Here is a 12,104-nt window from a genome sequence, read left to right as displayed (position 1 = left end):
CGCGCCAAGGAAGGTCGATCAATGAGCAACCTGCACAAGTTCAAGGCATATTTCGGCATGGTTCCCCTCGACGACTACGAGGACGAGTACGTAGAAGAACCCGATCAGGCTCGTCGCGCACCTCGTCGTAGCCACGACGGCTATGCCGAACGCGATGACCGCGAGTTTGCCGAGCCGGCTTTCTCGAAGGCGGGCTATGCGCCCAGCCGTCGGGATGAGGAAGAAGCCGAGTTCGATCGCTACGAATCACGTCCGAGAATGGACACGGTCGCCTCGCGTGCACCCCGTCCGTCGATGGCGCCTCGTCCCACCAGCCGGGGCAATCTTGCAGTTGACGCCCGTGCAGAGCGCCCAGAGGTTCGCCGCGCGCCCGCAGTCGACGACGGCGGCCCGCTGGCCAAGATCACGACTTTGCGTCCGCAGAGCTACGCCGAGGCCCGCACGATCGGCGAGCGCTTCCGCGACGGCACGCCGGTCATCATGGATTTGGTCGACATGAGCAACGCCGACGCGAAGCGACTGGTCGACTTCGCCGCCGGTCTCGCGTTTGCTCTGCGCGGCTCGTTCGACAAGGTCGCCACCAAAGTGTTTCTTCTCTCACCGGCCGACATCGATGTTTCCGCCGAGGAGCGTCGTCGTATCGCGGAGACGGGCTTCTACAGTCAGAAATGATGCTCTCGATCGTAGATAGCTCGTTGAACAGCCGAAATGCTGGACATTCTGTTGCGCTGCGGCCTGTGCAGGGGTCGCATGCGAGCGGTGTTCACGGTCGCGGCTTGGTGAGTTCACAGCCTCGTAATCCGGCCTCGGATGGCGAGTGTCTGTTTTGGACGCGACGCAGAAGTCAGGCAGAGTGAGGGTGTGAACGCGCTTTTCGATGTGATCTACCTCGTGCTGGTTGTGTTTTGGCTTTTGCTGATCGGCAGAGTGATTGTCGAGTTCGTTCGTTCGTTCGCCAGAGACTGGCGTCCGTCGGGAGTGGTCGCCATCATTCTCGAAACCGTTTTTACGATCACCGATCCGCCGGTGAAGCTTCTCCGTAGGTTGATCCCCCCGATCAACCTGGGTGGGGTTCGCTTGGATCTATCCATCATGGTCTTGCTTTTCATCGTCATCATCCTGATGTCGGTTGTCGGCTCGGCCCGGTAATTGAGTGGGGTGTGCCAGAATGGAACCCATAACTCGCGTAGTGGTTAGCTGCTACGCACACCGTGCTGTAACTGAATGCTTGCTTGACCGCCAAATGACGCGTGAAGGGATCCTTCCATGCCGCAACTGACTCCAGCTGACGTGCACAACGTTGCGTTCAGCAAGCCGCCTATCGGCAAGCGTGGCTACAACGAAGACGAGGTCGACGCATTTCTTGACCTCGTCGAGCAGGCGCTCTCGCAGCTCATCGAGGAAAATGCAGATCTGCAACAGCGAGTAAGCGAGCTGGATCAGGAACTTGCTGCTGCAAAGAAGGCGCCGGCACCGGCTGCCAATGCAGGTGCCCCGGTAGCTCAGCCCAAGCCCGAACCGGCGCGCGTGGTCGAGGCTCCCAAGCCCGCTCCCGTCGTGGCGCCGGTTCCCGTGGCCGCTGCCGCACAGGCTCCGCAGAGCGGCGACACCCACATGCAGGCAGCCAAGGTTCTCGGCCTGGCTCAGGAGATGGCAGATCGCCTCACCGGCGATGCCAAGGCAGAGTCCGAGCAGCTGCTCGGAAGTGCCCGCACCAACTCCGAGCAGCTGATGAGCGAGGCTCGCAGCAAGGCCGACGGCATGATCGCGGATGCTCGCAACAAGTCGGAAGCAATGCTCACCGATGCGCAGACTCGCTCGGAGACCCAGCTTCGCCAGGCTCAGGAGAAGGCCGATGCTCTCAAGGCGGACGCCGAGAAGAAGCACACCGAGATCATGGCGACCATCAACCAGCAGCGATCTGTCCTCGAGGGCCGCATCGAGCAGCTCAAGACGTTCGAACGCGAGTACCGGGTGCGCCTCAAGTCCTACCTGGAATCGCAGCTCGAAGAGCTCGAACAGCGTGGTTCTGCGGTTCCGGTCGATGGTGGCCAGGAGTCGTTCAGCAGTCCGTCGTTCGCAAAGGGAAACAGCTGACCGAGGGATCCTCGACAAGTCAGCACCGACATCGGGTAGAGGTTGACACGTGCTGGTCGTGACGATTGGACTCGCGGCGGCAGGGTTTGCCTTCCTGATCATCGCACTGACCACGGGGTCGATTATCTGGGCGTGGGCGTGTATTGCAATTTGTTTGGCGGGTGCCGTCCTCCTGCTGGTCAGTGCGCTGACTGGTAAGAGGGCGGTTCTGCCGTTGGACGAGCAAGATACGGCCGCCGGCGCCGACACACCGGACAACACCGATTTTTCGGGAAACCACGGCGGGTCGGCAAACGAAAACGGCGAGCATTAGACTGTTCGTCACGAACAGCTATTGATGAACAACAGGCGATGAACCGGCAATCACCGGGGAGCCTTCGGAAGAACGGTGTTCAGACAGGCTCGACCCTGTCAGGCACTCAGTAGAACCGAACGGGTGAGCCCGTCACAGCTCGCGAAGAGTGGCAATACGGAAGGCCCGGCAAAATTTCTTGCCGGATTCACGTGTTGCAAGCGGGGTGGTACCGCGGTACGTACGCAGATGCGCACATATCGTCCCCGTGCCGAGTCGTACAGGCACGAGGAGATCGCAGTGGCGAATAACGGGTATCCCAAAGTCGATTACGGCGTCCCCGCCGACACCGGAGTCAAATTTCCGGCCCTGGAACAGAAGGTCCTGAAAGAGTGGGCCGACGACGACACGTTCCGGGCATCGGTCGACAATCGTGACGGCAACGAGGAGTTCGTCTTCTACGACGGCCCTCCGTTTGCCAACGGCTTGCCACACTACGGGCACCTGTTGACGGGGTACGTCAAGGACTTGGTGCCCCGCTTCCAGACGATGCGCGGACGCAAGGTGGAGCGCCGATTCGGCTGGGATTGCCACGGTCTGCCCGCAGAGCTCGAGGCCGAGAAGCAACTCGGTATCAAGGACAAGTCCGAGATCGATGTCATGGGCCTTGCCAAGTTCAACGAGTACTGCAAGGCGTCGGTGCTCAAGTACACCGACGAGTGGCGCGAGTACGTCACCCGGCAGGCTCGTTGGGTCGACTTCGACAACGACTACAAGACCCTGGACCTCGACTTCATGGAGTCGGTCATGTGGGCATTCAAGGAGCTGCACGAGAAGGGCCTGATCTACCAGGGCTTCCGCGTTCTCCCGTACAGCTGGTACGAGCAGACACCGCTGTCCAACCAGGAAACCCGTCTCGACGACGCGTACAAGATGCGTCAGGACCCGGCGGTCACCGTCGAGATGCCGCTGGTGGCTCCCGGCTCACCGCTCGACGGTGCCAACGCCATCATCTGGACCACTACGCCGTGGACGCTGCCGTCCAACCTCGCTTTGGCTGTTCATCCCGAAGTCGACTACGTCCAGGTTCTCGGTCAGGACGGCAAGCGCTACGTGCTCGCCGAAGCTCGGGTTGCTCACTACGCCCGCGAGCTGGGGGACGAGCCCGAGGTCGTTTCCCGGCACAAGGGCAGCGAACTGGTCGGCCTGTCGTACACACCGCCGTTCGACTTCTTCGTCGGGCACCCGAACGCCCATGTTGTGCTGTCGGCCGATTACGTCACCACCGATTCGGGTACCGGAATCGTCCACCTCGCACCGGCTTTCGGTGAAGAGGATATGGATGTCGCGACCGCCAACGGCATCGAGGTCGTCCAGCCCCTCGACCCCGGTGGAAAGTTCACGTCGATGGTGCCGCCGTACGAGGGTCTGATGGTGTTCGATGCCAACCCCGTCATCATCAAGGATCTCAAGGCTGCCGGAAACCTGTTGCGGCATGAGACGATCGAGCACTCGTACCCGCACAGCTGGCGTAGTGGTCAGCCGCTCATCTACATGGCGGTTCCGTCGTGGTTCGTTGCCGTCACCAAGTTCCGTGACCGTATGGTCGAACTCAACCAGGACATCACCTGGGTTCCCGAGCACATCCGCGACGGTCAGTTCGGTAAGTGGCTCGAAGGCGCCCGCGACTGGAATATCAGCCGAAACCGCTACTGGGGCAGCCCCATTCCGGTGTGGGTCTCCGATGATCCGCAGTACCCACGTACCGATGTCTACGGTTCCTTGGATCAGTTGGAGGCAGACTTCGGTGTGCGCCCGACCGACCTGCACCGTCCGATGATCGACGATCTGGTGCGTCCGAACCCGGACGACCCGACCGGCAAGTCGATGATGCGTCGGGTTCCCGAGGTTCTGGACTGCTGGTTCGAGTCGGGTTCGATGCCGTACGCCCAGGTGCACTACCCCTTCGAGAACCGCGACTGGTTCGAGAGCCATTACCCGGGTGACTTCATTGTCGAGTACAACGGTCAGACGCGTGGCTGGTTCTACACCCTGCATGTTCTCGCGACAGCTCTGTTCGATCGTCCCGCTTTCAAAACCGTTGCAGCCCACGGCATCGTCCTCGGCGACGACGGGCTGAAGATGAGCAAGTCCAAGGGTAACTACCCGGATGTCAAGGAGGTGTTCGACCGCGACGGCAGTGACGCCATGCGCTGGTTCCTCATGTCCTCGCCCATCCTGCGTGGTGGCAACCTGGTCGTGACGGAGCAGGGTATCCGCGAAGGTGTGCGTCAGGCTTTGCTTCCGTTGTGGAATGCCTGGAGCTTCCTGCAGCTGTACGCGCCGGAATGTGGTGTGTGGCGCACGGATTCGGAGAACATCCTCGACAAGTACATCCTCGCGAAGCTCGCGGGCACGAGGGACGTCATCACCGATGCTCTCGAGGCAAACGACATCGCGGGAGCCTGCGACGAGCTTCGGTTGTTCTGTGATGCGCTCACCAATTGGTATGTGCGACGGTCGCGTTCACGTTTCTGGGACGAAGATCGTGATGCCATCGACACGCTCCACACTGTGCTCGAGGTGGTGACGCGTCTGGCTGCGCCCCTGCTGCCGTTGGTGTCCGAAGTGATCTGGCGTGGATTGACGGGGGAACGCTCGGTACACCTGGCCGATTGGCCGAGCGAGTCGGAGTTGCCTGGCGATCCCGAACTCGTTGCCGCCATGGACGACGTGCGCACGGTGTGCTCGACAGTGTTGAGCCTGCGTAAGGCGCAGAACCTGCGTGTCCGTCTGCCGCTGCCCGAGGTTACGGTCGCGGCGCCGGACGCCGAGCGGCTGCGTCCGTTCCTCGGCCTGATCGCCGACGAGGTCAATGTCAAGAAGGTCGACCTGACCGAGGACGTCGACGTTCACGGTCGGTTCGAGATTGCGGTCAACGCGCGTGCTGCGGGTCCGCGCCTGGGCAAGTCTGTTCAGACCGTCATCAAGGCCGTCAAGGCCGGCGACTGGACCGAAAACGCAGACGGTGTGGTGGTTGCAGCCGGCATCGAGCTTCTGCCCGAGGAATACACGCAGAAACTGGTTGCAGCCGAGCCTGATTCGACGGCAGCGCTTCCCAATGGCGCAGGTCTTGTCGTGCTCGATTCCGTCGTGACGGAAGAGCTCGAGGCCGAGGGTTGGGCCAAGGATCGGATTCGCCAATTGCAGGATGCGCGCCGCGCCGCGGGACTCGATGTCTCGGATCGCATCAACGTTGTGCTCGAGGTGCCCGAGGATCGTAAGGACTGGGCCGATCGCCACCGCGACTTGATCGCCGGTGAGGTTCTGGCCACGTCGTTCACGATCGGCGAGGCCGGCGACGGTGCCGTCGATCTCGGTGACGGTATCCGCGCCGCGATCACGAAGGTCTAGCAGCGTACGACTACTCCGGTGCCCCGAAACATGTCGGAGCACCGGAGTAGTTTGCTTTCATGAGCACGAGCAAGGACACCGTGGCACGCATTCTCGAGCAGTTGGAGCCGCTCGATGTCCGTGCGCGGGCTATGTTCGGTGAGTACGGCCTGTACTGCGACGAGAAGGTCGTAGGCTTGATCTGCGGTGATGTGCTGTTCGTCAAGCCAACCGACATCAGTGCGGAGTTCGGATCGGACGCCGACCTTGCGCCGCCGTATCCGGGTGCAAAAGAGTATTTCCGGGTCCCGGAGGAGCGGTTTCACGATGTGGATCGGCTGCACGCATTCATTCAGCGAACCGCCGACGCGCTACCACTGCCCAAGAAGAAGGCTCCCAAGAAGGTCAAGCCGAAGGTCCAGAAGTAATCCATTGCCCGCCTGTAATCCACCGCCCGCCGAGATCGAGAACTGTTACCGCCGATGAACCAGGGTGATCCCACACGAAGCCGCCGGTGGGTGCTTCATCTCGATATGGATGCGTTTTTTGCTTCCGCTGAGCAATTGACCCGTCCGACATTGCGCGGACGTCCCGTCATGGTGGGCGGTCTCGGTGGCAGGGGCGTGGTTGCGGGCGCCAGTTACGAGGCTCGTGCCTTCGGCGCTCGGTCCGCCATGCCGATGCATCAGGCGCGGCGCTTGGTGGGCGGTGGTGCTGTGGTCCTGCCGCCGCGCATGTCGTTGTATTCGGTGCTGAGCAAGGGGGCGTTCGAGGCGTTGCGTCTGCGCATGCCGGTGCTCGAACAGTTGTCGGTAGACGAAGCGTTCGGCGAACCGGCCGAGTTGGCGGGTGCCGGCGCGGACGAGGTGCGGGCGTTCTGTGAGGAACTGCGGTCTTTGGTACTGGCGGAGACCGGAATGGTTGCGTCAATCGGCGCGGGTGCGGGCAAACAGGTCGCCAAGATTGCCTCGGGGCTGGCGAAGCCGAACGGTGTGGCCGTGGTGCCGCCGGGTCAGCAACACGAACTCCTTGATTCCCTTCCGGTTCGCAAGCTGTGGGGAATCGGTCCGGTGGCTGAGGAGAAGCTCAAACGGTTGGGGATCGTGACTATCGGCGGGTTTGCGCGCACTCCGATATCGGAGGTGGCGTCGATCTTGGGTACGACGGTGGGCCCTGGCTTGCATCGTCTGGCGCAGGGTATCGACGATCGCCCGGTGGCCGAGCGCGCGGACTCCAAGCAGATCAGTGCGGAATCGACGTTCGCGAGCGACATCGTGACGTTGGGGCAGTTGCGGGTGGCGGTGGAGAACAGCGGCGGGGCGGCGTTCTCACGGTTGGAGAAGGACGGCCGGGCAGCGCGGACCGTCGTGCTCAAGCTGAAGAAATCCGACATGAGTGTGCTGACCAGGTCGGTGACGTTGCCTTACGCCACCCTCGACCGGGCGATTCTGATTGCCACCGCGCAGAAGCAAGTGATCGATCCGGTGGAATTGGGGCCGATCCGGTTGGTGGGGGTGGGATTTGCCGGGCTCTCCACGGTGCGTCAGGGGTCGCTGTTCCCGGAGTTGGATCAGGATGTTCCCGGGTATCCGATCGACACTCTTGCCGAAGATCTTGACGAGAGCCCTGTTGCCGCGCGAGTTCCCGAAATGTACTGGCACCCCGGACTGGACGTGAGTCATCCCGAATACGGACATGGTTGGGTGCAGGGCGCCGGTCACGGGGTAGTGACGGTTCGCTTCGAAACCCGTTCCACGGGAACAGGAATCGCCAAAACATTCGCTGAGGACGACGTGTTGCTTCAAGTGGCAGATGCACTCGACAGCCTTCTCTAAGGACACCCTTAGACTTTTTCGGCTTACCGTTGGGTAATGTTGTGGCGGACCGCGAGCGATGCACGTCAGTGCTGACAACGTTCGTATGTGAAAACCGGAATGGATAGGACTGAGAAGTTGAAGCTTCGTAACATGACCGTCGCAGCCGTCGCGATTGCAGCGGCCCTGACGATGACTGCCTGCAGTTCCGAAGAGGCCGAGCCCACCAAGACCACCACCTCCGCGAAGGCTACGACCACCACGGTCGAGGTTGAGGTTGCGCTCCCGACTGCTGCTGAGCTCAATGCCAAGATCGCGACGGCACTCGACGAGAGCGTTCCGTCCTCGGAGAAGGTCAAGTTCGTCGAGGGTGCAGACGCCGATCCCGAGCTGATCAACCAGGTCGCCGCGGCTGCCAAGGCGGCCGGCGCGCAGGTCGAGGTTGTCGACCCCGTCACCGATTCGGGCAGCGACACGGCTACCGCACCGCTCGCCATCGTTATCAACGGCCAGCCTCTTGCCGGCGGCATGAATGCTGTCTTCGTGAACCTGGACGGCGAGTGGGCACTGTCCAAGACCACCGCTTGCCAGATCGTCAGCTTCGCTCAGCTGACCACCCCGGCTTGCGCTGCTTGATTTTCAGCTAGCTGACAAAGCGGCCGCCGAACCCTCACGGGTTCGGCGGCCGCTTTTGTTTGCTCAGGTTCGCTCAGTGGTGGAATCCCTCGGTGACACGAGGCTTGGGCATCGGGCTGGACAGTTCGTCGAGGAACGCGGTTTCCTCTTCGATGACACCCAGCAGGTTGGCAGCCAAGTCCATGCTCAGACCGTTGCGCACGACAATGCGCTGCACGGTGAGGTCCGTGAGATTGTCCGGCATGGGATAGGCCGGCACGAGCCAGCCCTTGGCGCGTAGTCGATCCGACAGGTCGTACAGCGTCCAATTCTCGGTGTGCCCGGCCTTCAGGCGCCACGCGAACACCGGAATATCGCTGCCGTCGTTCCAGAGTTCGAAGGCGTCGAGCTTGCCGACGCCTTCTGCGAGGAATTTTGCAACGTCCTGCGAGGACTGTTGGATGGAACGATATCCGTCGTGGCCGAGCCGCAAGAACATGTAGAACTGCAAGATCACCTGGGCGCCGGGGCGCGAGAAGTTGAGTGCAAAGGTCGGCATGCTGCCGCCGAGATAACTGACTTTGAACACCAGGTCCTCGGGGAGCAGATCCTCCGAGCGCCACACCACCCAGCCAAGACCCGGGTACACCAGCCCGTATTTGTGCGCCGACGTGTTGATGGAATGAACTCGGGGGAGCCGGAAGTCCCATTCGATTTCCGGTTGGAGGAAGGGTGCGATCATGGCGCCGGACGCCCCGTCGACGTGGATGGGGATGTCGAGTCCGGTCTTTTTCTGGATAGCGTCGAGTGCGTTGGATATCTCGAGGACGGGTTCGTACATCCCGGTGTAGGTGACACCCATGATTGCGACGACACCGATGGTGTTCTCGTCGACGTACTTCTCGAGGTCGTGCCCGTCGAGTGTGCGATGTTCTTCGCTGATGGGGACGTATCGCGCTTCGATGTCCCAGTAGTTGCAGAACTTTTCCCAGCACACCTGTACGGCTGAACTCATCACCATGTTCGGGCGGTCCACCGGCTTGCCGGCAGCGCGCCTGGCGTGCTGCCAGCGACGTTTCAGGGCGAGTCCGCCCAGCATGCAGGCTTCCGACGAGCCGATGGTCGACGTGCCGATCGCGTCCTTCGGGGACGGTGCGTTCCACAGGTCGGCGAGCATCCGCCAGCAGTATGTTTCGATCGCTGCCGTCTGCGGGTACTCGTCCTTGTCGATCATGTTCTTGTCGAACGACTCCGAGTACAGGCGGGTGGCATGGTCGTCCATCCACGTGCCGACAAACGTCGCAAGATTCAGACGGGCATTGCCGTCCAACATCGTTTCGTCGTGGACGATTTGGTATGCGGTCTCGGGAAGCATGCCGTCTGGTTCGAGGGTGTATTTCGAGGCAACCGAATCTTCTCCGGGTCTGGAGAAAATGGGATTCGCGGCGACGTAATCGGTATGTTCGGCTCTTCGCGGCTCTGGCATGAACTTCTGCTCCTCACAACGGTATTTCACGGTGGTCGGTGTCCTGATTGTTCGTATCCAGCTACCCTTTACCGTCCATTGCGGGAGGGAAGTTGTCAAAGGGAACTGTGATCAGTCGATCAGGCAGTCTGTGGCCTGAGCCTGCGCGCATCGTAGAACGCCGCGAAGTAACACAGTGTGGTGACAATCAGGAGTAAACCCGCGATGCGAGCGAAGACACGTTCGTCGAATGCCAGAATTGCCGCTCCCGACACCCCGAGAGTGAGGACGTACGTCAGTTTCGCTGCCTGCCACCGCGGTGAGTCGGGACGGATCGCAGAAGGCTTGCCTCGCACGGTGATCCGCCAATCGAAGAGCAGGGGCAGCACCACCGCAACCCAGACGGCCGTACCGAAATCACCTTCGAGAATTCCGGCGACGGCGAGGAATACAGCACTGAGAACAAGAGCGCTCACCACGAGCACCTGCAATTGTGATTGTGCATTCACAGGAACCGTCATGCCTGACGTATACCCAGAGAACGCGGCTGTATGCGGTTAGCGCGCAGGCGTTCTCAGGCCGGGCAGAGTTGGGGTGGCGTCTGCCCTGAACGGCGTCCCCGCGGGGACGCCGGACGACATCTGATCGTCAGGTCAGCGTTGGTAATTCGACGCCGGTCAGGTCTGCCTTGATCTGCAACGCGAGGTACTTGCTGTAGTTACGCACCAGCATGAAGTTCCCACCGTGGATCCAGAACCGGTCGTGCCCGGACGCCCGCCACACCGACTGAAGCTCGCCCTCGTCGTCCAGATCCCAGACCGGACCGCAGGCGTCGGCGACGGCATCGCCGAGGACGCGTCGTGCGGTGTCGAGAATGCCACGGAACCCGGTGGCGCACACGATCGTGTCGGCCGGGACGTGGGTGCCGTCCGACATGATCAGCCCATCAGGCACGAGTCGCTCGACGGTCGAACCTGACACCAGTTCGATGCTGCCATCAGCGATGAGCGGGGAGGCGCCGACGTCGATGTAGTAACCGCCGTTGCGGGTCAAGAACAGCATCATCACTCCGGTGCCGTCCACTCCGTCGGAGAGCGCGAATCCCTTGGCAGCGAGAGCGTCGAGCAGCTCGCGGTCGTCCTCGGCCATTGCGGCGGAACCGTACTTCAGAGCTGCAAGAAATTGTGGATCGAGGCGTGCCGACGACGCGTCGAGCAGATCTGCCACGTCCGTGGAGGTGTGTTCGCCGTAGCGCAGCCGGCCTCGATCAGACAGGGTGTGCCCGCTCACCACGTGGGTGGGCCCACGCTGGATCAGTGTCACCTGCGCACCCGATTCGTAGAGATCCTGCGCGATGTCGTGGCCGCTGTTGCCGGTTCCGATCACCACGGTGCGGGTTCCCTTGCGTGCCGGTTCGGTGCGATACCGGCTCGAATGCAGCAGTTCGCCGGCAAAATCCTCGGCGCCCGCAAATTCTGGAAGGACAGGTTCGGTACCACTGAGACCGGTCGCGAGAACCACGTGGTGCGGACGTAGTGTGCGCCGTGTGCCGTTACGATCGACGACGACGGTCCAGCGCCGCTCGCCTGGATCGAATGTGGATTCCACAATCTCCGACCGCGTCCACACGTTCAGATCCATCGCACGTGAATATATTTCGAGCCAGTCGCCCATCTTGTCCTTGGGCGTGAAAACCGGCCAGGACGATGGGAATGGCATGAGCGGAAGATGATTCGACCAGACCGCGTCGTGTAGCACCAACGAGTCGTAGCGCCCGCGCCAGTTGTCGCCGACTCGATCACCGCGGTCGACCAGAAGGGTCCTGACTCCGAGCACGCCGAGTTGAGCGGCCAATGCCAAGCCCGAGTGGCCGGCACCGATTACGAGAACATCCGGATCGGCGTCGTGGCACTCGACTTCGCGGCTACGCCGTGCCGACCAGTACTCCGGATGATCTCCCGTGCCGTCCGGTCGATGCTCGCCGGTGGTCGGTTCGTGGCCTGCCAGGGTATCCAGTGCGGTGAGGAGATTCCGGGCGCGCCAGGTGCCGTCGTCGAGGATCAGCCTGGCAACACCCCGCACGTGGCCGAGGTCGCTGTCGAACCGGAACAGTAATTGGATCGTGGATCCGGACAGTGTCGGAACCAATGCTGGTGCGGCCACCGGGTCGAGGTGTTCGAAGTGCACGCGTTGCTCCAACACGGACGCGATGACGGCATCGATCGGTGCGCTGCCGTTGAGACTGCGTAGGTCACCGGAGAAGGCGAGCAGATCGCGCCACCACACGTCGGGGTGTAGAACCATCTCAGCACCCACTCCGGAGCGGAGGAGGTCGGCAAAATCGGAGAGCCACTGTTCTGCCGTCGCCGCAACTGCGACCGTGTCGAGATCGGCGGAATCCAATTGTGTTGTCATATACACACTTTCC

The 12,104-nt window shown here is 61.8% G+C and carries 11 protein-coding genes; 8 read left to right on the top strand and 3 right to left on the bottom strand.

The window, feature by feature from the left end:
- Positions 1-21: 21 nt before the first annotated feature.
- The 8 genes from V2B23_RS18050 (at position 22) to V2B23_RS18015 (ending at position 8,232) form a co-directional block, all read left to right on the top strand.
- Positions 22-672, top strand: a complete 651-nt coding sequence (locus V2B23_RS18050; RefSeq protein WP_045070302.1) for a cell division protein SepF — start codon at positions 22-24, stop codon at positions 670-672.
- Between the two features lie 189 nt (positions 673-861).
- On the top strand, positions 862-1,149 hold the full coding sequence (locus V2B23_RS18045; RefSeq protein ID WP_033231443.1) for a YggT family protein: 288 nt from the start codon (positions 862-864) through the stop codon (positions 1,147-1,149).
- Positions 1,150-1,266: 117 nt separating this feature from the next.
- Entirely contained in the window at positions 1,267-2,097 is an 831-nt protein-coding gene (wag31, locus tag V2B23_RS18040) for a DivIVA-like cell division protein Wag31 (protein ID WP_033230995.1), read from the top strand.
- Positions 2,098-2,146: 49 nt separating this feature from the next.
- Positions 2,147-2,410 carry a hypothetical protein gene (locus V2B23_RS18035; RefSeq protein WP_430951620.1) on the top strand — a complete coding sequence of 88 codons (264 nt, stop codon included), beginning with the start codon at positions 2,147-2,149 and terminating at the stop codon, positions 2,408-2,410.
- 228 nt (positions 2,411-2,638) lie between these two features.
- Complete coding sequence (gene ileS / locus V2B23_RS18030) at positions 2,639-5,803, top strand: isoleucine--tRNA ligase (RefSeq protein ID WP_430951948.1); 3,165 nt, start codon at positions 2,639-2,641, stop codon at positions 5,801-5,803.
- A gap of 59 nt (positions 5,804-5,862) precedes the next feature.
- Complete coding sequence (locus tag V2B23_RS18025) at positions 5,863-6,210, top strand: TfoX/Sxy family protein (RefSeq protein ID WP_430951619.1); 348 nt, start codon at positions 5,863-5,865, stop codon at positions 6,208-6,210.
- Between the two features lie 54 nt (positions 6,211-6,264).
- Entirely contained in the window at positions 6,265-7,617 is a 1,353-nt protein-coding gene (locus tag V2B23_RS18020; RefSeq protein WP_430951618.1) for a DNA polymerase IV, read from the top strand.
- Positions 7,618-7,749: 132 nt separating this feature from the next.
- Positions 7,750-8,232 carry a hypothetical protein gene (locus V2B23_RS18015; RefSeq protein WP_239654799.1) on the top strand — a complete coding sequence of 161 codons (483 nt, stop codon included), beginning with the start codon at positions 7,750-7,752 and terminating at the stop codon, positions 8,230-8,232.
- 73 nt (positions 8,233-8,305) lie between these two features.
- On the opposite strand, the gene V2B23_RS18010 is transcribed toward V2B23_RS18015, so the two are convergent.
- The 3 genes from V2B23_RS18010 to V2B23_RS18000 all read right to left on the bottom strand — a co-directional run bounded on the left by V2B23_RS18010 (position 8,306) and on the right by V2B23_RS18000 (position 12,091).
- Complete coding sequence (locus V2B23_RS18010; RefSeq protein WP_430951617.1) at positions 8,306-9,697, bottom strand: glutamate decarboxylase; 1,392 nt, start codon at positions 9,695-9,697, stop codon at positions 8,306-8,308.
- 119 nt (positions 9,698-9,816) lie between these two features.
- Positions 9,817-10,197 (bottom strand): hypothetical protein, encoded by a 381-nt coding sequence (locus V2B23_RS18005; RefSeq protein ID WP_430951616.1) that lies wholly within the window; start codon positions 10,195-10,197, stop codon positions 9,817-9,819.
- Between the two features lie 127 nt (positions 10,198-10,324).
- On the bottom strand, positions 10,325-12,091 hold the full coding sequence (locus V2B23_RS18000) for a flavin-containing monooxygenase (RefSeq protein ID WP_430951615.1): 1,767 nt from the start codon (positions 12,089-12,091) through the stop codon (positions 10,325-10,327).
- Between the last annotated feature and the right edge of the window lie 13 nt (positions 12,092-12,104).

It is taken from the genome of Rhodococcus sp. 24CO (assembly GCF_050586165.1).
In the GTDB taxonomy this organism is placed as follows: Bacteria; Actinomycetota; Actinomycetes; order Mycobacteriales; family Mycobacteriaceae; genus Rhodococcus_F.
Note: the sequence above shows the minus strand (reverse complement) of the source record. Positions and strands in the feature narration are given on the sequence as shown.

Bases quoted from the DNA above. Each gene is read 5' to 3' on its own strand.
- V2B23_RS18050 (WP_045070302.1), top strand. From the start codon at position 22: ATGAGCAACCTGCACAAGTTCAAGGCATATTTCGGCATGGTTCCCCTC.
- wag31 (WP_033230995.1), top strand. From the start codon at position 1,267: ATGCCGCAACTGACTCCAGCTGACGTGCACAACGTTGCGTTCAGCAAG.
- ileS (WP_430951948.1), top strand. From the start codon at position 2,639: ATGCGCACATATCGTCCCCGTGCCGAGTCGTACAGGCACGAGGAGATC.
- V2B23_RS18025 (WP_430951619.1), top strand. From the start codon at position 5,863: ATGAGCACGAGCAAGGACACCGTGGCACGCATTCTCGAGCAGTTGGAG.
- V2B23_RS18020 (WP_430951618.1), top strand. From the start codon at position 6,265: ATGAACCAGGGTGATCCCACACGAAGCCGCCGGTGGGTGCTTCATCTC.
- V2B23_RS18015 (WP_239654799.1), top strand. From the start codon at position 7,750: ATGACCGTCGCAGCCGTCGCGATTGCAGCGGCCCTGACGATGACTGCC.
- V2B23_RS18010 (WP_430951617.1), bottom strand. From the start codon at position 9,697: ATGCCAGAGCCGCGAAGAGCCGAACATACCGATTACGTCGCCGCGAAT.
- V2B23_RS18005 (WP_430951616.1), bottom strand. From the start codon at position 10,197: ATGACGGTTCCTGTGAATGCACAATCACAATTGCAGGTGCTCGTGGTG.
- V2B23_RS18000 (WP_430951615.1), bottom strand. From the start codon at position 12,091: ATGACAACACAATTGGATTCCGCCGATCTCGACACGGTCGCAGTTGCG.